20 protein-coding genes are annotated in these 23,259 nt (G+C 36.8%); 10 read left to right on the plus strand and 10 right to left on the minus strand.

The features are described 5' to 3' along the window. Positions 1 to 25: 25 nt before the first annotated feature. Positions 26 to 1,372, minus strand: coding sequence for a tRNA (N(6)-L-threonylcarbamoyladenosine(37)-C(2))-methylthiotransferase MtaB (mtaB, locus tag BUC06_RS06915; RefSeq protein WP_073331666.1), 1,347 nt, complete (start codon positions 1,370 to 1,372; stop codon positions 26 to 28). Between the two features lie 70 nt (positions 1,373 to 1,442). Next, a complete protein-coding gene (locus BUC06_RS06920) occupies positions 1,443 to 2,030 on the minus strand; it encodes a DUF1572 family protein (protein WP_073331669.1) in 588 nt (195 codons plus the stop codon). An 82-nt stretch (positions 2,031 to 2,112) separates the two neighbouring features. Here BUC06_RS06920 and BUC06_RS06925 point away from each other — a divergent pair, with 82 nt between their 5' ends. Beyond that, positions 2,113 to 2,448, plus strand: a complete 336-nt coding sequence (locus tag BUC06_RS06925) for a nuclear transport factor 2 family protein (RefSeq protein WP_164466296.1) — start codon at positions 2,113 to 2,115, stop codon at positions 2,446 to 2,448. 81 nt (positions 2,449 to 2,529) lie between these two features. On the opposite strand, the gene BUC06_RS06930 is transcribed toward BUC06_RS06925, so the two are convergent. Then, positions 2,530 to 4,638 (minus strand): T9SS type B sorting domain-containing protein, encoded by a 2,109-nt coding sequence (locus tag BUC06_RS06930; protein ID WP_073331676.1) that lies wholly within the window; start codon positions 4,636 to 4,638, stop codon positions 2,530 to 2,532. Positions 4,639 to 4,809: 171 nt separating this feature from the next. Beyond that, positions 4,810 to 5,607, minus strand: a complete 798-nt coding sequence (locus BUC06_RS06935; protein ID WP_073331679.1) for a hypothetical protein — start codon at positions 5,605 to 5,607, stop codon at positions 4,810 to 4,812. A gap of 202 nt (positions 5,608 to 5,809) precedes the next feature. Between BUC06_RS06935 and glgP the strand changes: the two genes are divergently transcribed. Continuing rightward, on the plus strand, positions 5,810 to 7,465 hold the full coding sequence (gene glgP / locus BUC06_RS06940) for an alpha-glucan family phosphorylase (protein WP_073331682.1): 1,656 nt from the start codon (positions 5,810 to 5,812) through the stop codon (positions 7,463 to 7,465). A gap of 71 nt (positions 7,466 to 7,536) precedes the next feature. On the opposite strand, the gene BUC06_RS06945 is transcribed toward glgP, so the two are convergent. Then, positions 7,537 to 7,722 (minus strand): DUF6496 domain-containing protein, encoded by a 186-nt coding sequence (locus tag BUC06_RS06945; protein WP_073331685.1) that lies wholly within the window; start codon positions 7,720 to 7,722, stop codon positions 7,537 to 7,539. Positions 7,723 to 7,733: 11 nt separating this feature from the next. Then, on the minus strand, positions 7,734 to 8,207 hold the full coding sequence (locus BUC06_RS06950; RefSeq protein ID WP_073331688.1) for a hypothetical protein: 474 nt from the start codon (positions 8,205 to 8,207) through the stop codon (positions 7,734 to 7,736). Positions 8,208 to 8,327: 120 nt separating this feature from the next. On the opposite strand from BUC06_RS06950, the gene BUC06_RS06955 reads away from it, so the two are divergent. From BUC06_RS06955 to recG, 8 genes are all read left to right on the plus strand, one after another. Continuing rightward, positions 8,328 to 10,457 carry a S9 family peptidase gene (locus tag BUC06_RS06955; protein WP_073331690.1) on the plus strand — a complete coding sequence of 710 codons (2,130 nt, stop codon included), beginning with the start codon at positions 8,328 to 8,330 and terminating at the stop codon, positions 10,455 to 10,457. A gap of 1 nt (position 10,458) precedes the next feature. Beyond that, the gene (locus BUC06_RS06960; RefSeq protein ID WP_139263327.1) at positions 10,459 to 11,244 is read left to right on the plus strand and encodes a hypothetical protein; all 786 of its coding nucleotides are present in this window, start codon (positions 10,459 to 10,461) and stop codon (positions 11,242 to 11,244) included. Positions 11,245 to 11,373: 129 nt separating this feature from the next. Beyond that, the gene (locus BUC06_RS06965) at positions 11,374 to 13,029 is read left to right on the plus strand and encodes a peptide MFS transporter (protein WP_073331696.1); all 1,656 of its coding nucleotides are present in this window, start codon (positions 11,374 to 11,376) and stop codon (positions 13,027 to 13,029) included. Between the two features lie 132 nt (positions 13,030 to 13,161). Next, positions 13,162 to 14,916 carry a peptide MFS transporter gene (locus BUC06_RS06970; protein WP_073331698.1) on the plus strand — a complete coding sequence of 585 codons (1,755 nt, stop codon included), beginning with the start codon at positions 13,162 to 13,164 and terminating at the stop codon, positions 14,914 to 14,916. Between the two features lie 59 nt (positions 14,917 to 14,975). Beyond that, on the plus strand, positions 14,976 to 15,425 hold the full coding sequence (locus tag BUC06_RS06975; protein WP_228423641.1) for a DUF1016 N-terminal domain-containing protein: 450 nt from the start codon (positions 14,976 to 14,978) through the stop codon (positions 15,423 to 15,425). Between the two features lie 73 nt (positions 15,426 to 15,498). Then, entirely contained in the window at positions 15,499 to 17,010 is a 1,512-nt protein-coding gene (locus tag BUC06_RS06980; protein WP_073331703.1) for a peptide MFS transporter, read from the plus strand. 40 nt (positions 17,011 to 17,050) lie between these two features. Next, a complete protein-coding gene (locus BUC06_RS06985) occupies positions 17,051 to 17,584 on the plus strand; it encodes a thioredoxin family protein (protein WP_073331705.1) in 534 nt (177 codons plus the stop codon). Positions 17,585 to 17,702: 118 nt separating this feature from the next. Continuing rightward, positions 17,703 to 19,787, plus strand: a complete 2,085-nt coding sequence (recG, locus tag BUC06_RS06990; protein ID WP_073331708.1) for an ATP-dependent DNA helicase RecG — start codon at positions 17,703 to 17,705, stop codon at positions 19,785 to 19,787. Between the two features lie 600 nt (positions 19,788 to 20,387). Here recG and BUC06_RS06995 read toward each other — a convergent pair. The 4 genes from BUC06_RS06995 to dapA all read right to left on the minus strand — a co-directional run bounded on the left by BUC06_RS06995 (position 20,388) and on the right by dapA (position 23,215). Continuing rightward, the gene (locus BUC06_RS06995) at positions 20,388 to 20,834 is read right to left on the minus strand and encodes a response regulator (RefSeq protein ID WP_073331710.1); all 447 of its coding nucleotides are present in this window, start codon (positions 20,832 to 20,834) and stop codon (positions 20,388 to 20,390) included. After that, positions 20,827 to 21,408, minus strand: a complete 582-nt coding sequence (locus tag BUC06_RS07000) for a helix-turn-helix domain-containing protein (protein ID WP_073331713.1) — start codon at positions 21,406 to 21,408, stop codon at positions 20,827 to 20,829. The genes BUC06_RS06995 and BUC06_RS07000 overlap by 8 nt, the downstream gene beginning before the upstream one ends. A gap of 294 nt (positions 21,409 to 21,702) precedes the next feature. Continuing rightward, complete coding sequence (locus BUC06_RS07005) at positions 21,703 to 22,206, minus strand: GNAT family N-acetyltransferase (RefSeq protein WP_073331715.1); 504 nt, start codon at positions 22,204 to 22,206, stop codon at positions 21,703 to 21,705. A gap of 136 nt (positions 22,207 to 22,342) precedes the next feature. Continuing rightward, a complete protein-coding gene (dapA, locus tag BUC06_RS07010; protein WP_073331718.1) occupies positions 22,343 to 23,215 on the minus strand; it encodes a 4-hydroxy-tetrahydrodipicolinate synthase in 873 nt (290 codons plus the stop codon). Positions 23,216 to 23,259 lie beyond the last annotated feature (44 nt).

The raw sequence follows: 23,259 nt of genomic DNA on the forward strand, positions 1-23,259 counted from the left end.
ATTTAGTAGAAATTTTGCAAAGAGACTATGCTTTTGCTAAAAAAGTTTCGAATGATGACTGCACAGAAACCGTGCCATCTGACAGGATTTTTTCTAAATTTAGAAATTCAATCTGATTAACGAATGCGGGATCAAAATCTTTCTGGACTCTCACATAGTTTTCCGTGAAGCCATACATTTTGCCGTCTTTATTTTCATGTTCCCAAAGTACAGGAAGCGTTTTCCCAAGCTGGGTCTGGTAAAATGCCATTTTCTTCTTTTCAGAAAGTATTCTCAGCATTTTATTTCGTTTTTTTCTTTCCGGGATAGGAACAACACCATCCATATCGGCAGCTTCTGTATTTTCTCTTTCAGAATAGGTAAATACATGAAGGTAGGTGATGGGAAGTGCATTCAGGAAATTATAAGTCTCCATGAATTTTTCTTCTGTTTCACCGGGAAACCCTACGATAACATCTACGCCAATAGCGGCATCAGGCATTACTTCGCGGATTTTATTGACTCTGTCATTATAAAGTTTCGTAAGGTAACGGCGCTTCATTTTTTTCAACAGATCATCGCATCCCGACTGTAGCGGAATGTGAAAATGGGGAACAAAGCTTTTGCTTTTGGAAACGAGATCAATACTTTCGTCTTTCAAAAGATTGGGTTCAATGGAAGAAATACGTATTCTTTCAATGCCATCCACCTGATCAAGCTCTGAAATTAAATCCAGGAAAGTATGTTCGTGTCTTTTATTTCCGAATTCTCCTTTACCATAATCACCGATATTAACGCCTGTAAGAACAATTTCTTTGATGTCTCTCCCGGCAATTTCTCTGGCATTTTTAAGAACGTTTTCAATGGTATCTGAACGGGAAATACCTCTCGCCAATGGAATGGTACAGTAGGTACATTTATAGTCACATCCGTCCTGTACTTTCAGGAACGCTCTTGTTCTGTCTCCTATTGAATAACTTCCGATAAAGAAATCGGTTTCCTCAATTTCACATGAATGAACAATCCCTTCATTTTCACTCTTTTCCAGGTCATCCAGGTAGCTTAAGATATTGAATTTTTCTTTGGCTCCCAGAACAAGGTCTACCCCATCAATCTGTGAAATTTCTTCAGGTTTAAGCTGTGCGTAACATCCTACAATAACCACCAGTCCTTCAGGATTAGCCTTCATTGCTCTCTTCACGTGGAGTTTACACTCACGGTCAGCGTTTTCAGTGACTGAACAGGTATTGATTACATAAACGTCTGCTTTATCATCAAAACTTACTTTATCATAACCTGCATCTGTCAATTGACGGGCAATAGTAGATGTTTCCGCAAAATTTAATTTGCAGCCAAGTGTATGAAATGCGGCAGTTCCGTGAAAAGTAGACATTTTATTACTCCTGAATTTTCTGGGGGCAAAGATAGTAATTTTAATAATAATTCTAAATCGATTCAGTCTATTATTTATATTCATCCCTTATTTCAGGGCTGTTTTGAAAGCATACCGGCGATGAATTGGAATCTACATCTTCATTAGGAAACCTCTGTTTCATTTCATTATTAAATTCCTGAGACTTATTTCTTTCAATGGAAAGTGTTTTCCAGTAATCATTCTTCATCATTTTCGCAATATAAACGATCTGTCCTATATGATAAGGATAATGGGCCAGCTGACGGCAGACTGCATCAATAACTGAATGTGCTTCGCCTCTCAAATAAACCGTATGGTACAGATTCTCATCATTAATCTGATCAAGACCTTCGAAAAGACATTTCCAGCCTGTTTCCCAATACTCGATAACTTCCTGTTTTGTTTTGAAGGTGTTGACAAATTCATCGTCACGATTCCTCCAGGGCTTTTCCCCATCTTCGGTAAGAAAATTAGTCCATCTTGAAAGCATATTTCCGGCGATATGCTTCACAAGAATAGCAATCGAATTACTTTCATCATTATACTGCCAGAAGATTTGTTCATCAGAAAGTTGTCCGAATGATTTATCTCCGAGAGATTTATAGTACTTAAAGCGTTTTATAAAAAGATCTTTCATGATGTTCAAAATAAAAACCAAGTTAAGAATTTTCGCGTATATATACACAAACTCTCCTATGTTGTGTAAGATAAATGCTTTTATGAAAGATCTTAATTCGTTAAATATTGAACATCTTGAAAAATGGTTTACCGATGAAAGTACGATCTGGATTCCACCTTCAAAAGAAATTTCCGGTAAGAACAGAATTTTAGCTTTGTTCAGAGCAATATTCAGACGGTATGATGCTATTGAATGGCGGGTTTTTGAAATTTTCCCTCTAGGTGATCAAAAGTATTTTTATCAGACTACATCTTATGGAACAATGATTAATAAAGGGGTTTATGAAAATAACATCTGTACGGTAGTTCATTTTTCTGAGGAGGGAAAAATTATTTATCTTTCTGATTATTTTAAAGATACAAAAGTTTTTAACTAGCGAATCCGCCTTTGATTACCATTCAAAACAAAACCACTTCTTTCGAAATGGTTTTATCTCAATAGTTTATTATTAAAAAGCTTAATCTCTGTTTTTGACTACAATCCAGCCTGAATATTTGATGGGCGTACTCATTTTGTCATTTTCATTCCAGCCTACAGAATACCAGTAGTTCCCTGTAGGTACTTTTACTCCATTTTTGCTCGTTCCATCCCATTTATAGCCGGTAGATTTATCTACCTGGAAGATCATATTTCCGTAACGGTCGTAAATATTCATCACTAAGTTTTTCTTATTGGCCAGTGCAGAATAATCAATAACGTCATTATAACCATCACCGTTTGGTGTGATAACGTTCACAAGATTAGGAACCACTATGCTAATATCTATAGGATCACAGTCATAAGAATCTTTGACAAATACAGTAGCATCTCCTCTCTTGACATTATTAAATACGTTGGAGTCCTGCCAGTTTACATTATCCATAGAGTATTTGTAAGCTGGAGTACCTCCTGTCACAAATACCGTAACGGTCGTGCTTGAAATTTCTATACTTGAAACGACAGGTTGTTCGGAAGGATAGACTTTTACATTTTGTACGACGGTACAATCGCCAGTTTTAAGTTTTACCCAGTAAGTCCCCACTCCTACATTGGTAATGGTCTGGGTAGTTGCTCCTGTGCTCCATTCGTAGCTATTGAAACCCGGGCCAGCGTCCAGCGTCGTTTTGTCTTCTACGCAAATCGTTTTATCCTTAAGAATGTTTGAATAAACTGGTGGAATAACAACTAAAGTAATTTTAGCGATATTAAAACAGCCTTGCGCATTGGAAACCCTAACATAAACGACTCCGCTAGGTGCAATGTATGCTGCAGTGGTTAAAATTTCATTGGTCTGATTCGCAGCATCCGTTGCTGAAGGATAATATTTTTTCACTGTACCATTCTGTGAGGTTACGATGGCTCCCGCAAGATTGAAAGATGCTGTAGACGGACTACTCTCAATAGAACATGATCTTATTGTAGCATCATTTACGATGACTACAGGATGGAATTTCAACATGATCTGCGCTACGGAAGTACATCCGAATGACGAGGTCACTTTCACATAAATTGTTGCTTCCGCAGAAGTAAACGCTGACGGATTGGTAATTTCATTAATTCCTGCATTGAGATCAGAAAGCGTATTGTAATATTTCTTAGTCGCAGTAGGATCTCCAATGACATCTGCTGTAGTCAGATCATAAATTGCTGTTCCTGCATTATTATTGTTGCACTGTGTAAGTGTTGCATTCTTTGCTGTGATTTTACCATCTTTAAATTTAAAGGTTCCGATCTGCTTGCATTGATTGAGCGGACTGTTTGGATTAGACGGATCTGTATAGCCTATGCTGTAATAATAAATTGAAGTAGTATTGACAGTCGTAGGAACAGTAATGGCATTACTTCCCGTTAATGCATCATTCTGACTGGTATGATAGCTGACATTAAAATTAGGATTTCCGTTTAGAATCCCTGCAGATAAAGTAGAAAAATCGAATACCGCAGGATTAACACAAATGATCACTTCTCTTGGATCCGCCGGATTAGCAGCTGGAACTCCGGGAGGATTAAATGGATGTGGCTGTGTAGCAGGATCCGTAAACGGAGAGGCCAATGTTGCAGTTCCACCCCATGTTAAAGAAAATGGAGCGGTCGTACTGCTAGTGCTGCTGACCCAATTATCAATAAATAAATAATAAGTTTGTCCCGGCAGAACATCCATATACTTGCAATAAGGGGTCAGTGACCCTCCAAGTGCATTGGTAATCGTACTGGTCATATTTAATCCTGTAGATGGCCCTACTCCAATAACTGTTGCAGCATTACAACGTACAGGTGATCCCAAACTTCCACAGGTAACATTGGGACCAAAAATCGCCCAGTCATAGTCGGCATCCGGATTATTCGGAACCAGATCAAAGGTAAGAGTTCCTCCTGTGGCAATAGTAATTTTGTACCAAATTGAATTGTGCTCACCGGTTGCATCGATACAACTTCCGGAATTTACCAATTCACGGATGTCACCGTATCCCGTAGGACTGTAAGTAATATTCGAGTTTCCACAGACGGCAAGAGCGGTCGCACAATCTGCCTGGGCAAAGAAAATCTGGGATATGCCGAAAAAAATAAGTAGTAAAAGTTTTTTCATAGATATCTAGTTTTTGTTGAATATAATGTGAAAAACATATAATTTGTATTGATTTACAACAGATACATCAAATATACCTATATTTTAATCACAAACAATGGATTTTTAAAAATCTTAAATTATTTCAAATAGATAGAGCAAAAAACTACGATATCCACTAAGAAAATACAACTATTTTATACTTGTAATATTTCCGCATAGATTTTCGAGATGAAAGATCTTATGAAACGGACTTTTTACTTCCTGAAGATGTTCTTTGTCCTGTATAAATGTATATCTGGAGGCAATAGAGTTCATATCAGAAACGATGACCAGCCAACATTCATCAACAGAAGTATCGTAATAGGGAAACTTTTCATTTTTCTTATCGATAAGATCCAGAATTTTTTCCGAACACAGCTCATCAAACAGATTCATACTGTATTCATGGGTAATAAAAACATTTCTGCGGTGAAAAGATTTCCTCATTCCTTTGACACAACCTAAAGCCTTATTTTTTTTAATGCTTTTATAAATGCTGATGATATTTTCCTCCTGTTCTTCTATGTTATCAAACCTGATGTTCGGGTAAAATTCCAAAAAATAAACACCACGGTATTTCGCGGTGTCTTCCTGTTCTAATAATATTTCCGCCTGACGAAACATTTTGTTCAAAGTACTTTCTACCTTTTTCATTTCCAGATGATTAATTACTTCGGTGAGCTCTATTCCGATCTTTTTGTCGTTGAGCTTGGCGATAAAGTCTGGACTTTCGCAGGTAAGATCTTCAAATTTGACATCAGGAAAATGATGCATAAAGGAATTAAGCAGCAGAATCTCTGACTTTTTTCTGTATTTTTCGCGGTCATGAAGCGGAGATTCGTCTATTTTACGGTGATACTTTTCCATCGGCTTTTTTTTCAAATGCCGGTTCATATAGTATAGGCTTAGATTCTTTATTAAATCTTCATCAGAAAATGTCTTTTTCATGGGTGATTTTTTTATGTGACCAAAGAACATATGTCGTATTGGTTCTCACCGTTAGAAGTTTTTGATTTTCAAAAATTTACCTATTAAAGGTAGGTAAAAAAACTATTCATCAGATACTTTTAAATTAATTTATCAAATAATTAATACAAAGTTTATTTTCATAATCGATACCTTTAGAGCTTTAACAATAAAACTGTGATTTATGGATTTTAAAAATTTTAAAATACCTTACAGCGTCAATCCACAATATTCTAAAAAAGTCGTGTATTTTTCGATGGAATTTGCGATCGAACAGGTTTTAAAAATATATTCAGGAGGACTGGGATTTCTTGCCGGTTCTCATATGAGAAGTGCGTATAACCTGAAACAGGACCTTATAGGGATCGGAATTCTTTGGAAGTTTGGCTATTATGACCAGGCCAGAAACCATGACCAGACCCTTCAGCCGGTATGGACAAGAAAAATGTATAGTTTTCTTGAAGACACCGGAATAAAATTCCAGATCGAGATCCACAGCGCCCCGGTATGGGTAAAAGTCTGGTACCTTGATCCCGAAATTTTCAATACAGCACCCATGTTTTTCCTTTCTACAGATGTTCCTGAAAATGATCATGTATCCAAAACGATCTGTCATAAACTATATGATGCCAATGAATCTACAAAGCTGGCACAATATATTCTGCTAGGGAAAGGTGGAGCAAAACTACTGGATGAAATGAATACGGAAAGAGATGTTTATCATCTTAATGAGGCCCACGGACTTCCCGCAGCATTCTATCTTTTGAAAAAGTACAACGGAGATCTGAACAGGGTAAAAGAAAAACTGGTTTTCACCACCCATACTCCTGAAGAAGCAGGAAATGAGAAACATAATCTGAAATTGTGTTACGATATGTCTTATTTCTCGGGATTCAGTATGCAGGACGTAAAAAGCATTGAAGGAGCAGATGATGACCGTTTCAACCATTCTTTATGTGCTTTGAAAATGGCAAGAATAGCAAATGGCGTTTCCCAACTTCATGGGGTAGTTTCCAGAGCGATGTGGAGTAAATATCCCGGAATATGTGAAATCACCTCCATTACAAATGCTCAGGAATTTAAATACTGGGCAGACAAGCCTCTTTACAACGCAAAAGATGAAAACGACGAAACTGTTTTTGATTACCGCAAAAAACATTTAAAGAAAAGGCTTTTCACTATTGTTGCAGATCAGACGGGAAATCTGTTTAATCCCAATATTTTCACCATCGTATGGGCGAGAAGGTTTGCCGGTTATAAACGTGCAGACTTATTGCTGCATGACAAAGAAAGGTTCTACAGATTATTAAATAATCCAAGATATCCGGTACAGATCATTTGGTCGGGGAAACCTTATCCGATGGACTATTCTGCAATTTCTACGTTTAACACACTCGTCGAGGAAAGTAAGAATCATAAAAACATGGCTGTTCTTACAGGCTACGAACTTGCTTTAAGTAAGTCTATGAAACAGGGTTCAGACCTATGGCTCAACAATCCAAGGGTGCCAAGAGAAGCTTCGGGAACCTCCGGAATGACGGCGGCGATGAACGGATCTGTAAATCTGTCTACCGATGATGGATGGATTCCGGAATTTGCTAAACCCGGAGAAAACTCTTTTGTAGTTCCACAAGCTGATTATGCGAATATGAGCATTTACGAACAGGATACTTATGATCTTAACACATTGTATGATATTCTTGAAAATGAAATTCTTCCAACCTATTATGATCAGCCAGATCAATGGCGAAAGATTCAATACAATGCGATGAATGACGTTCAGGAGCACTTTAATAGTGACCGTATGGCAGATGAATATTATAAAATATTGTATCAATAGACAAATGTTGGGTATCTGGCAACAATAAAAAATTCCGTGAATCGATTCACGGAATTTTTTATTACTAGAAATTAATCTTTTTTCTTCTTGGGTACTTTTAAGCCTTTTTCTTTGGCTTCTGAAATTCCAATAGCGATAGCCTGTTTTCTGTTGGTGACTTTTTCTCCTGAAGAGGACTTTAGTTTTCCTTCTTTGAATTCGTGCATGACCTCTCCTACCTTGTCCTGAGCTTTGTCTGAATATTTGGTTTTGCTCATGATAAAATTTTTTAAGATTTTGGCAGGGATACCCCAAGTTCATAAACTTCTGCGTGCTTCAAATATTTTGAGCGTTCTCTGGAAGTTACCGATTCAAAATGGTCATTTTTGATCACAATGATCGGGTCTTCTATATTTTCGATTTCAAAGCTGGCAAAATATCGTTCATCCGGACTGGTTTTATCTCTATTGGCTTTTATTTTCTGCAGTTCATCAGCATATTTTCTAAATCCGGGATCTGATGAGTGAATAAATTTATATTCATCGCCGGCATAAACATAGTAATGAAGTTTTTTTTCAATTAATCCGGCTTCACTGGTAATTTGTGGATTATCATTTCCATCTTTAAAACTTACCTCTACTAAAGTTCCTCCTTTTTTTCCTGCACATTCTTCTGCATCCTTAAAACTTGAAAATCCAGTATAAACAATCTGATCGGCTAAAACGTATCGATTCAGTTTCTGGTTATATGCATTCGTTTCCATAATTATTATTTAATTTGATTGTATAATGATACATTCAATTTTATTGCCAAAACCTGTATTAAAAAAGCTTTTTTATGCATTTAATAAAATTATTATCTTTGAGATCCATTAAAATTAGAAATGAAAAAAATACTCTTAACTCTTACTGTGGCTGTAGCATTCTATAATGTGGCTGCACAGGAAATCACATTAGATAAAATATATTCAGGATATTATCGCGGAAAAGGCATTGCCGGTATTGCTTCCATGAAGAATGGAGAGAATTATCTGGTCATTGAACCAACAGGAATTGCAAAGTATTCTTACAAAACTTCACAAAAAGAAGGAAATATTGTTGACGGTAATTTTGAAAGCTATGAGTTCTCTGATGATGAGTCAAAAATTCTTCTTTTAAAAGAAAGCCAGCCGATTTACAGACATTCTTTCCTGGGAAAATTTGAGGTAAAAGATTTGAAATCAGGAAAAACGATCAGCTTAAATGATGGCAAAACAGTTCAGGAGCCAAGATTTTCTCCAGATGCCACTAAAGTAGCATTTATCGCAGACAACAATTTATTCTATCAGGATCTGAGCTCAGGAAAAATTACTCAGATTACGAATGATGGTAAGAAAAATTCAATTATCAACGGACTTGCAGACTGGGTATATGAAGAGGAATTCGGACATGCCAGACAATTTGAGTGGACTAAAAACTCGGATGCAGTGGTATTTGTAAAATCTAATGAAAGCCAGGTTCCGGAGATCTACATTCCCATCTATGGAAAAAATCTGTATCCTGCTGAAATGCGTTACAAATATCCCAAAGCGGGAGAAAAAAACTCTATCGTTTCTGCACAGTTATACCGTCTTGATTCCGGAAAAACGATACCGCTCAACTTGAGCTCTTTTAAAAACTATTATATTCCCAATGTTATTCAAACCGCAAAGCCGGACGAGATGGTTTTGGTTACTTCTGAAAGAATTCAGAATGCTTCTGATATTTTAAAGGTCAATACTAAAACCGGTACAGTTCAGAAACTGTTTACTGAAACGGATGATAAATGGATTGACACCGACAGCCCTACTCTGGAATTCCTTGAGGATGATTCTTTCCTTTGGGCTTCGGAGAGAGATGGAAACCGTCATTTATATTGGTATGACAAAGATGGAAAGCTTAAAAAACAGATTACAAAAGGAAACTGGGAAGTAACCGATTTTTATGGATTTAATCCAAAATCTAAGGAAATTTACGTTCAGACCACTGAAAAAGGCAGCATTAATAAAGTCGTTTCCAAAGTGAATATTGAAAGCGGAAAATCTCAGCTGATCTCTAATACAGAAGGAAACAATTCTGCCAACTTCAGCAAAAATTACAATTATTTCATCGAAACATCCTCCACGGCTTCAAAACCATACACGTACGTATTAAAAGACGGAAATGGGAAAACGGTAAAAGAACTTCAGAACAATAACGATCAGCTTCAGAAATTAAAGGCTGATAACTTTTCAGAGAAAGAATTCATCACCATTCCAAATGGCGCAGGTGATCAGATGAATGCATGGATCATAAAGCCTAAGAACTTTGATCCCAAAAAGAAATATCCCTTATTTATGTTCCAATACTCCGGACCGGGATCACAGCAGGTGGCGAACTCTTGGGACAATGGAAATACTTTATGGTTTAATCATTTGGCACAGAAAGGCTATATTGTTGCCTGTGTAGATGGTCGTGGAACGGGTTACAAAGGAACTAAATTCAAAAAAGTGACTTATATGAATTTAGGGAAATACGAGATTGAAGATCAGATCACTGCCGCAAAATGGTTCGGAAGTCAGTCTTATATCGATAAAACAAGAATCGGAATGTTCGGATGGAGTTTCGGTGGGTATATGACCAGTCTGGCAATGACCAAAGGAGCCGATGTTTTCAAGGCAGGAATTGCTGTAGCACCGGTGACCAACTGGAGATATTATGATTCCGTATACACAGAAAGATTCATGAGAACACCACAGGAAAACCCTGATGGATATGATAAAAACTCTCCAACGGAATATGCTAATCTACTGAAAGGCAAGTTCCTGTTGATCCACGGAACAGCCGATGACAACGTACATTTCCAAAATTCCATGGAATTCTCTGAAGCATTGATCCAGAACAAAAAACAGTTTGATTTCATGGCGTATCCTGATAAAAACCACGGGATTCACGGTGGCCAGACAAGACCACAACTGTATCAGAAAATGACAGATTTTATTATTGAGAATCTGTAATATGAAATATCTATTTGTTTTGCCAATGCTCATATGTTATTCTTTTGCAGATTCGCAGGCATTGGCAATGACAAAGGAGAAAATGGAGGTTGCTGTTTTTTCAGAAGGAAATTGGGAAATCAGAAAAATCAATGCTGAATTTCACCTTGCTCAAACAACCGCAATAACTGAAAATGGTGCACAACTTATTCTGTATAAAGATAAAACCTGGACCTACGCCAACAGTAAAGATCGTGAAGCATTTAAAAATATTCCTGTCAATAAGCAACTCCTTACAAAATCACCCTCTGCAGATTCATTGGTAAGCAGTGAACGTGCTGACGGTGGTGTTTATTTTGATAAGAAAAAATGGGACGCTTACGAAAGTGACAATATCCGATTTTCTGAATATCATTTTGTGAGCTCAGACGATTCAAAACTGTACGGCTATTTCTATTGTATCAATTCCAAAAAAGAAAATATTGAAGCAATTAAAAATGAGGCGATCGGATCTGTTTTGAATACGCCCAATATTTTAACTTTAAAGAAGACTGAATATAGAACAGTGAATGGTTTACCTATGTTCCACATCAATTATTCAAAAAAACTGGATGATGGACCTTTTGATTTTATGGATAATTATTTTCAGACGACTTACGGCTACTGCCATCTTTCTGCATATACCTACAGTCATCTCTTTGCAAAAAATAAAGAAGATCTTGAAAAACTGATCAACGGCCTTTCAAAAGCCGAGAAGCTGGTAAGAAATGAACAGGCACCCGTGCCCCCGCCTCAGATTTACAAGTAAATGAATAGATCATCCCTTTCAAATTCTGAAAGGGATTTTTATTTATTTCATTAATCATTTCTCAGAGTATTATTTATTTTATCAATTGAAATTAAAAACTTATTTTTGGGAAATTTGAAAATTGAATATATGAAGACTAAACATCCTAAAGGCCTGCCCTTTCTCTTTTTCACAGAAATGTGGGAGCGTTTTGGGTACTATCTGATTCTTGGAATCTTTGTTCTTTATGTCATTGAGCCCACCGGACTAAAAGGAGGACTTGGGCTTCCGGACAAAACAGCCGATGATATTTTCGGAACCTACATCGCTTTGACCTACTTAACGCCATTCCTTGGAGGATTTTTGGCTGACAGGGTTTTAGGATATATCAAATCTATTTATCTGGGTGGAATTTTAATGGCCGCTGGATATATAGGAATGGGCGTCTTCAAAGAACTTCCCCTTTTCTACGGTTCTTTAGCCCTGATCATCATTGGAAACGGATTCTTCAAACCTACTATTTCTACGTTATTAGGAAATCTCTATTCTGAAGAACCTTATAAAGCCAATAAAGATTCCGGATACAACATTTTCTATATGGGAATCAATATCGGAGCCTTTATCTGTAATATTATTGCTGCTTTCATGCGTAATAAATTCGGGTGGGGTGAAGCATTCATTACTGCAGGAGTTGGTATGCTCATCGGAATGGTAATTTTTACCATCGGAAGAAAACACTATATCCACGCTGCACAAATGAAACCTGTAGAAGAAGGAGACACTAAACTTTCTGAAATTTTAATTAAAGTTTTTGTCCCTGCCATTGCAGTGGGAGCTATAGGATGGTTTATTCCAGGCAATATTTTCGGAAGCGACAGTACGGATGCCTTTATTTTTGCCTGTGTTCCTGTTATTTACTTTTATGCTTCGCTTTACTTTAAAGCCAAACCGGAAGAAAAACCTTCTATTGGAGCACTGCTTTCAGTATTCCTGATCAGTATGTTCTTTTGGGCAGTCTTTAAACAAAATGGGACAGCACTTACGAGATGGGCCAATTATTATACGGACAGAAGTGTTCCTGCCTCTTTAGAAAAACCTCTTGAAGACATTTATATGGTAGAAGGAAAGAGCTACGAAGACAAAGAAGTTCCTGTCTACGATAACCAGTTCCAATCTCAAAAAGACAAGGATGGAAAAAGCATTAAGGAAACAGGAAAAGATATCTACTTCAGAAATATTTCTCCTGAGCAGCGTGCAGCCCTGGAAAGAAATCCTGAATCTAAAGTCTATTTATATAACACGGAATTATTCCAGTCTATCAATCCATTCTGGGTAATTGCTTTGACTCCGGTGGTTGTAGGATTCTGGGCTTTATTGAGAAGGAAAGGAAAAGAACCTTTAACTCCTACAAAAATTGTATTGGGACTATTTATCTCCGGATTATCCTGTCTGGTCATGGTTCTTGCTGTGATGGCCGGAGACAACGGCGCCGTAAAAGTATCGCCACTTTGGCTGGTTGCCGGTTACGGAGTCATTACTGTCGGGGAATTATGCCTTTCTCCGATGGGGCTTTCTTTTGTTTCCAAGCTTTCCCCGGCAAGAATTACGGCATTGATGATGGGAGGTTTCTTCCTGGCCAATTCAGTAGGAAATAAACTTTCAGGAATTCTGGCAAGTACCTGGTACAATTACGACAACAAAATGAATTACTTCCTGGTGAACTTCGCTCTGTTAATATTTGCAACACTTTTAGGGTTATCCATGTTAAAAAGATTAAACAAGATCATGAAGGAAAAAGGGCACTAATGCGCCATTATCATAAAGAATATCAAGCTGCAGAATCACTCTGCAGCTTTTTTATTTAAATATAAAATTAAAACCTTGCCAAAAACTCAAAAAAAACTATATTTGTCAGTCTTAACAAAAATTAACAATAGAATGGATAATATTGAAGCATTAAGTCCGAAACCGGATGAATTTGTAGAGAATAAGAATTCAAGGCATCCAAAGGGATTGTGGGTTCTTTTCGGAACAGAAATGTGGGAGCGTTTCAACTTTTATGGGATGAGAGCCCTTTTGACGCTCTTTATGGTAAATTCCTTATTAATAAAAGAGGCTGATGCGGCAATCATTTACGGTGGATTTTTAGCTTTATGTTATTTAACGCCTCTTTTGGGAGGATTCATTGCAGATAAGTATATCGGAAACAGAAATGCCATCTTAATCGGTGGATCTTTAATGGCTATCGGCCAGTTTCTACTATTTATCAGTGCCTCTACTTTCTCTGCCGATCTTGGCAGTTCAAAAATGATTATGTGGCTGGCTTTATTCGTTATCATTTTCGGTAATGGATTTTTCAAGCCTAATATTTCCTCAATGGTAGGAAGTCTTTATCCTAAACAGGAGAAATCCAAATTAGACTCAGCATTCACCATTTTCTATATGGGGATCAACATCGGAGCATTCCTTGGACAGTTTATCTGCCCGTACGTAGGAGACGTGAAAGATGCAACGACAGGAGTAAGAGATATTTTTGCTTTCAAATGGGGATTCTTAGCGGCTTCCATTGCCATGGTCATTGGAACAGTGACATTCTTCATCCTTAAAAATAAGTATGTAGTAACCCCGGAAGGAAGACCTATCGGTGGATTACCAAAGAACAATACAAGTGCAGACTTTGAAGAAGGCGAAACTCAGACAGCCAAATTCTCAGGAACATCATTAGGGATTACCGGATTTTTATTTGTTGTTTTATTCTTTGCCTTCAGATATCTTTTGGTAGGAGAATTCGGGTTTAACGCGGTTGAAATGGGTCAAATGATCAAAGGAATTATTTATCCTTTCATTTATGCAGCTGGTATTTCCTTAGCCTTCCTTATCATGAGTTCTGCAGAAAACAAGATTGAAAGACAAAGAATCTGGGTAATTTATATCGTATCCTTCTTTATCATATTCTTCTGGGCAGCTTTCGAGCAGGCAGGATCTTCATTAACCTTTATTGCAGATAACCAAACAGACAGAAACATTTTCGGATGGAATATGCCTCCTTCAATGGTTCAGATCTTCAACGGTATTTTCGTTGTTTTATTAGCAGTTCCATTCAGTTTAACATGGGATAAATTAAGAACAAAAGGAAGAGAACCCGTGTCTCCTTTCAAGCAGGCAATGGGATTAGCATTGATCGCTCTTTCTTATTTCATCATTGCACACAATGTAAAAGATCTTGGAAATTCAGGATTATTGGCCATCAAATGGTTGATGCTTCTTTATTTCATCCAGACTTGTGGTGAGCTTTGTTTATCTCCAATTGGTCTATCACTGGTAGGTAAACTTGCTCCTAAACGATTTGCCTCTTTATTATATGGTGTATTCTTTATTTCCAATGCTGCAGGGTATGCTTTGGCAGGTTCATTGGGCGCTCTTATCCCGGCTACAGGTGACAAATTCACTAAAGCAAAGGAAATAGGCGTTGATCTTCAGGATGTTTTAGATAAAAAAGTGACATTAACGGCTGATCAGGCGGTAGCATTTGAAAAAGCTCAGTTGCCACTACACAATCCTACATTTGCAGGATTTGAGATCCACAATCTATTTGAATTCTTTATGGTATTCGTAGTACTTTGTGGTATCGCAGCTGTAATTTTGGCGTTACTATCTCCAGTCTTAAAGAAAATGATGCACGGTGTAAAATAACCGCATCAACAAAATACAATAAAAACCTCTGCTAAGTCGGAGGTTTTTTTTATTTTCGTATGATGGAAATTTCCGAAGATTCTTTATTTCAATCCGTAAAGGAAATTATTAGGCAGTCGCGAGAAAAAGTGTTTCGGATCGCGAATTCTACTTTACTGCTTACTTACTGGCAGATCGGAAATCTGATTGTAGAAGATGAACAACAGGGAAAAGAACGCGCTGAATACGGAAAGCAAACCTTAAAAAATCTTTCTAAGAAACTTTCTCTGGAGTTTGGAAAAGGTTTTGACGAAAGTAAATTAAGGAATATGCGCTCCTTTTACCAGGCATTTCCAAAATGTGACGCACTGCGTCACGAATTGAGCTGGACTCATTACAGATTACTGATAAGGCTTGGCCCTATTGACAAAAGGAATTATTATATCAATGAGTCTATTCAAAATAAATGGAATTGTCAACAAATACCTTCTCTACCTTCCCAAAGAAGAGGAATTAAAAGAAATCATTAACCAGGACAAAATTCGCTTTGAACTGAACCAAAACAACAATAAACAACCCTAATAAAATCAATCATATACAATTATGAGCTTAACTCTAGATGAAATACAAAATTTCAAAGGAAAATATCCCAGACAGATTTGGAGCCTGTTTTTCTCTGAAATGTGGGAGCGTTTCTGTTTCTACGGAATGCGTGGAATGCTGGTTTTCTTTATGATCTCACAGCTGAATTTCCATGAAAAAGAAGCTAACCTTCAATATGGCGCTACCCAGGCATTCGTGTATGCCTTCACATTTGTTGGCGGTCTTTTCGCTGATAAAATCCTTGGATTCAGAAAATCACTCTTTTGGGGCGGACTTCTGATGATTGTAGGAAGTTTGATTCTGGCAGCCGACCCCCATCAATTCTTTTTCCTGGGAATAGCATTTACCGTAGTGGGAACAGGTTTCTTCAAACCTAATATCTCATCCATGGTAGGACAGCTTTATAAGCCAAACGATTCAAGAGCAGATGCCGGTTTCTCTCTTTTTTATGCAGGTATCAACCTGGGCGCTCTACTGGGTGGTTATCTTTGTATTGCCATCGGTAAAGGTGAAATTTTAGGCGGTATGATCTCGGAAGCTATGAGATGGAATGTAGCCTTCGGACTTGCTTCAGTGGTCATGGTCATCAGTCTTATCAATTTTATTTTTACTCAAAGAAGAATGGGTACCATAGGACTTCAGCCGGGACATCCTTTAGCTGAAATTAAATCTGCCCCGATTCCCAAATGGAAAGAATACGGAGTGTACGTATTGTCTCTTATCTTCGTTCCAATTATCATGAAAATGGTAGCCAAAACGGAATATACTGATTATTTTATGTGGACTATCGGGCCATTGACCCTGATCTATCTTTTTTATGAAATGTCAAAAGTAACCGCATCAGAGCGTAAAAAACTTTGGGCAGCCTTAGTTTTCATTATCTTCTCTATTATATTCTGGGGAATCTATGAACAAAGTGGTGGTTCTCTAAGTATTTTCGCCGCTAAAAACCTTAATAAAGATCTTTTAGGATTAGATCCGAATGGAGTGAATAATTCAGGAGGCGCATTCTTCATTATTTTCCTTGCTCCGCTTATCGGACTTTTATGGATATGGCTGAACAAGAGAAAGATTGAACCTAACACCATCGTTAAATTCGGTCTAGGATTTATCTTCCTGGGTATTGGGTACTATGTTTTATTTGCAACCCGACTTTTCGCAGATCTTCAGGGGATCACTTCACTGAACTTTTTCACGCTGGCATTATTGATCATCACGCTTGGAGAACTTTGTCTGTCACCAATCGGATTATCCATTATGACGAAACTTTCTACGAAGAATCTTCAGGGAATGATGATGGGAATGTGGTTCCTGGCTTCGGCTTACGGACAGTATGTAGCCGGAATTATTGGTGCCGGACTTGCCACCGCCAAAGAAGGTTCTACCAACTATGATGTTTTAATCACTTATACTGATGGATATAAACAATTGGGATTATACGCGGTAATTGCCGGGGTGGTATTAATTTTGATATCTCCGTTCGTGAAAAAATTAATGCAGGAGGTAAAATAAAGTAAGCAGATTATGCTTATTTTTACTTAAATATCAAATTATGAAAAAAATTATAAGCATAATCCTTCTTCTTTTAGTCAATTTTAGTTTCGCTCAGGTACAATGGATGACCATCGAAGAAGCTTTAAAAGCTCAAAAAGAAAATCCAAAAAAAATTCTGATCGATTTTTATGCAGACTGGTGTGGACCATGCAAGATAATGGACAAAAAAACATACGGTCACGATGTAATTGCCCGGATTTTAAATGAAAACTACTATCCGGTTAAGTTCAATGCAGAAGAGAAAAAATCTATTGAGGTCTTCGAAAGAACATTTTCCAATAATAATACAGAACATAAGAAAGGAAAAAACTCCCTCCACGAGTTCACTCAATACATGAATGTAGGTGCTGTTCCCAGCACGGTGTTTCTGGACGAAAAAGGAGGACCTATCACCATTCTTCAGGGAGAATTGTCTGCCAAAGAACTGGAACCTTATTTAGAATTTATCTCAAAAGATCTTTTTAAAAAGATCCGTACCAGGGATCAGTGGGAAGATTATCAGAAAAAATTCAAATCCGGCATCAAGGATTAAAATCATACAGCGGCTTTCATACATTGGAAGCCGCTTTTTTGATATTGATGAGCAATATTTCCAGTAAAAAATTTTAATCTTCAGGCTATTTTCCCGAAATTAGGCCTCATTTTTAAAAATGACCCCAGAAACTTCCATAGAATACGTAAAAGGAATCGGTCCAGACAGAGCCAAACTCATCAAAAGTGTGTTGGGTCTTTCAACCGTTGATGATCTTCTGAACTTCTACCCTATCCGCTATCTGGATAAAAGTAAAGTATTTAAAATTTCCCAGCTTGAGGAAAGCAGTATTGAAATACAGCTTAAGGGGAGAATCACACAGGTACAGGAGGTTCAAACCGGAAAAACGAAAAGGCTTTCGGCAAAATTCAATGATGATACGGGAACAATGGATCTGGTATGGTTTCAATATTCGAAATGGCTGAAGGAACAGCTTCCGATTAACCGTGAAGTTTATATTTTCGGAAAGATCAATGTTTTCAACCGCCAGTTTTCCATGCCACATCCTGAAATAGAAGTGGAAGAAAAAAAAGAAGGTGAAAACCGTTTGAAGCCGATCTATCCCAGCTCCGAAAAGTTGACTAAAAGAGGATTGAATCAAAGATTTTTTCAGGTTATATTAAGAAATATCTGCAAAGAAATTCCGAATCTGGTTGAAGAAAATTTTCCGGACTATCTTACAAAAGCCTTTAAGTTTTTATCAAGACAACATACCTATTTAAATATCCATTTCCCAAAGGACATGGAGCATTACGAAAAAGCCGATAACAGACTGAAGTTTGAAGAATCCTTCTTTTTCCAGCTGGGTTATGCCCTTAAAAAACTACATCACAAAAGCCATTCACCCGGAAATCCATTTCCTATTGTTGGTGATCATTTTAATGATTTTTATAATCATCATATCCCTTTTGACCTTACGGGGGCACAGAAACGGGTTTTAAAAGAAATTCGCCTGGATATGAAAAGACCTGTTCAGATGAACAGGCTTTTACAAGGTGATGTAGGATCAGGAAAAACAATGGTTGCTTTACTCACCATGCTGATTGCAATGGACAATGGCTTTCAGAGCTGTCTGATGGCGCCTACTGAAATTTTGGCACAACAGCATTATAATGGCATCAAAGAGTTTTTGGAGGCGACGGACATCAATGTGCGTCTACTGACCGGCTCTTCCAAAACCTCAGAAAGAAAGATCATCCACGAAGAACTTGAAAATGGAACGTTGTCTATATTGGTAGGAACACACGCCGTTCTTGAAGATAAGGTGAAGTTTAAAAATCTTGGTCTGGCTATTATCGATGAACAGCACAGATTTGGTGTGGCACAGAGAGCTAAATTATGGGCTAAAAATAAAATTCCTCCACATATTTTAGTCATGACAGCAACGCCTATCCCAAGAACGCTGGCCATGAGTTTTTATTCTGATCTTGACGTTTCCGTGATTGATGAGATGCCGGTAGGAAGAAAACCTATTATCACTGCGCACAGAAGAGAAAAAGACAGAACGTATGTGTATAATTTCTGCAGGGATGAGATTAAAAAAGGAAGACAGGTTTATTTTGTATATCCACTGATCGAAGAATCAGAAACTCTGGATTATAAAAATCTGATGGAAGGCCTTGACCATGTAATGACCGCATTTTCGGACTATAATACTACAATGCTTCACGGAAAAATGAAACCTGCTGAAAAGGATGCCGCTATGAATTATTTCGCTTCAGGTAAAGCAGAAATCATGGTCGCAACTACTGTGATTGAGGTAGGTGTGAATGTGCCTAATGCATCTGTAATGGTTATAGAAAGTTCAGAAAGATTTGGACTTTCACAGCTTCACCAGCTGAGAGGCCGTGTAGGAAGAGGGGCAGAACAGAGTTACTGCATCCTTATGACTTCCGATAAATTATCTAAGGAGAGCAGAACCCGTATCAAAACGATGACAGAGACCAATGACGGGTTTAAAATTTCAGAGGTGGATATGCAGCTCAGAGGCCCCGGAGATATTTTGGGAACGCAACAAAGCGGAGTGGTAGATTTTAAAAGACTGGATCTTGTGAATGATTCTGCCATTATCAAAACCACAAAAAATACAGTTGATAAGATTCTGGAAGCAGATCCCCATCTGGCTAATCCGGACAACCTGATCATCAAAAACTACTACCTGAGGTACTACAAAGGAAAGAATAAGTGGAGTAAAATTTCATAAAAAAACCGCGAAAAGAAAATCTTTCCGCGGCCCCCTTATAAAACTGTTATTTAGAAGAAATTACTTTTGGTCTGTGTAAAGAATTTATTCTAGTAGTCAGAACTTAATATCTTGTGATTTGGTGTGAAAATATTTATATATTATTTGAATTTTCAGTCCTGACTATTAAAATAAATTAAAAAAACAAAATGAATTATTTTTCCAGCTTGCTTATTATAAAAACTAACTGTTTCAAGTTGAAGGAAGTGGGAATGAAACGAATAAATACCCTTCAACTTTTTTAAGTTTTCATGATTGTACCGTTTTGTTTAAAGATCTTCTATGCTTTATAGCTGGAAATGAACATAATTCATTTTGTTAAAACTAACATTGTGACTTATATCTTGATTTCTAAATGAAATAATCTATTCTCTATCATCCATTGCTTTTTATATGTTAATTTGTGTTGCAATGTTTACATTTACAAAATTGGTGATATTACGCCGATTTTGTCTTATATCATTTTCATTATTAGTTATACAATTCTCACCTTTATGTGAATAGTATGTATTAAATACCAATTACACCTTCATAAATAAAAACTAAAAATTACTTTATCCATCATACTTTCATGATGAAATTATCTTTATTAAGTCCGGAAGTATGGTACTGCCAGTTTATTGTAATTATTTCTGTGAGTGATTTTTTAAGACCGTCATAGGTGTCTGGCTTTCTCATAACAATATTGCCTCCATTAACAAATATTTCTTCTATTTCACTTTCAGAAATTTGATCACTGTATATTACAATGATGATATTGCTTAATCTGGAATCTGTTTTTATTTCATCCAGACATTCCATAGAATTTTTTCCGGGAATGTCATATTTAATGAAAACAACTTCAGGAATAATGGTTCCTTCACTTGTAAGATACTCCATAAGATCCTCTCCGCTCGAGAAACATTGGGACTTTACTCCGATCCTTAAATCCTTGAAAATATTTTTAAAAAATATTATATTACCCTCGTCATTATCTGCTGCTATTACATTTAAATATTCTTTATTCATACATCATTTTAGAATTTGTGGCCATGCTTTGGATCTTTCTTCTCTTGGTAATGATCTTATGAAACTGAGAAGGCGTAATGCCCGTTGTATTTTTGAACTGGGTACTCAGGTGGGCTACGCTGGAATAGTTCAGTTTATGGGCAATTTCTGTCAGACTCAGTTTATTATTTAAAATCAGCTCTTTTGCATACTCAATTTTCTGATGGATAATAAAATTCTCTATTGAAGTATAGGCTACTTCAGAAAAAAGATTGGAAAGATAACCATAGCTATGGTTCAGTTTTTCAGCAATATAAATAGATGCTTTTACGGGAATAGCGTTTTCGGCAAAAACGAGCTCTACGATGACATCTTTTATCTTCTGTATTAAAGCCGTTTTCTGGCTTTCAATAATCTCTATACCGTAATCTCCAAGATTCTTCTTAAATAGATTATGCTGCTCTTTGGTAATCGGTTCATAGAACTCCACTTCACCAAAGTTCAGCAGGCGGTATTTCAGCCCATGCTCTTTTAGCTTTTCATCCAACACTTTCTTACAGAGAGCATTGAAATCAAATTTTACATACATTTTCATCCTAATATAAGTGTGTCAAATTTCGAAGTAAATATAATAATTTATTTCATTTAAAAGTGAAATAGCAGTGAATTTTTTTAACATAATGTATAAAAACAAAAAACTCCTGCATATAGAATACAGGAATTTAAACACTAAGGATGAAAAAAATATACTGATAAAAAGCTGCAAAAGCTCAAAACCAAGCATATGAATGTATTATTGAAAGTGATTTGGTTCTGATACAAAGATGGACCAAAAAGAAACATCACATGTTATAGAATTAAAATTAAATGTTACACAATTTTAAGTCATTCATTCGTGAATTAAGAATTCCATCAGATAATCATCCATCACAAAACCATTTCCTATATCAAAAACTCCCTCTCCGTACACCTTGTATCCCTGGGATTCGTAGAAATTTCTGGCAGCATTGTATTTGTTGACATTCAATATAATCCTTTTATCTCTGTTCTCAGCTACTTTACCGTTAAGAAACTGCAGGGCAGCTTTTCCGAAACCTTTCCCTTTGCTTTCCGGAACTAAATAGATCCGGTGAAGTTTTGTGGTTCCCTCTTCATAATGATGCTGGTATCCTATAAAGCCCTCATACGAACCATTATTATCATCCTGAATCATATAATAATGATAATCTGCATTGTTGAGATGACTACTGATTTCTGCTTCGGAATACATTTCCGAAAGCATATAGTCCATCTGCTCACCGGAGAGAATATCCGCATAAGCATTTTCCCATGATCTTTTCGCCAGATCCTGAATAAGGGGAATATCTTTTTCTGTCGCCTTTATTAATTTCATACTTTTTATGATTAAAAAAAGTGAAAAGCCGGAACTTTTCACCTTTGGTATTTTTGATGTCAATGGTGAGGTGTCAACACTTAACTTTAAATATTGACAATTCACTTGCGAAGCAAAATTCACCATTGACGGCTTATTAAATTTTCTCCATTTCAGCTTTGATCTTCGCATAAAGACCTTCTGAAGCAGGAACTAAAGGAAGTCTCAGATAATTTTTGATGATTCCTTTTTCCGTTAAAATCACTTTAATTCCACATGGATTTCCTTCTGCAAAGATCAATCTTGTCATTTCAACCAACTTATTGTGAATCTCGTATGCTTCTTTTACTTTTCCTTCAAAAGCCAACTGAACCATTGTAGAGAATTCTTTTGGATACCCCTGCCCGATCACGGAAATCACTCCGTTTCCACCGGCTAAAGTTACAGGCAATGTATATTCATCATCTCCTGATACCAATAAAAAACCTTCCGGCTTCTTTCTTAAAATATCGAAGTACTGAAGAATATTCGGTGCCGCTTCTTTGATCATCAACAGATTAGGGAATTCTTTTGCCAGACGGATCGTCGTGTCAGCTTCAAGATTCTGTCCTGTTCTCGATGGAACATTATAAATAATGATATTTTTACCGGTAGAAGCCAACATTTTATAATGTTGGTAAAGTCCTTCCTGATTCGGTTTGTTATAGTATGGAGATACAGAAAGTACTGCATCAAATGCTGAAAGATCTGTTTCTTCTATCTGTTTCTTTACTTCAAGAGTATTGTTCCCGCCAATTCCTAAAACCAAAGGAAGACGTTTGTTATTAACCTTAATGATATGCTCAATCACCTGTTTCTTCTCCTCATCAGAAAGCGTTGCAGCTTCTGCTGTAGTTCCCAAAACAACTAAATAATTGGTTCCGTTTTCGATATTATACTCAACAAGTTTTGTTAAACTGTCGAAATCAACGGATAAATCTTCATTAAAGGGCGTTACCAATGCAACACCTACTCCTTTTAAAATGCTCATCTGTTAGAATTATTTTCGTCAAATTTAATAATTTACCAGAAGAA

Source organism: Chryseobacterium carnipullorum, from assembly GCF_900142785.1.
GTDB lineage: Bacteria > Bacteroidota > Bacteroidia > Flavobacteriales > Weeksellaceae > Chryseobacterium > Chryseobacterium carnipullorum.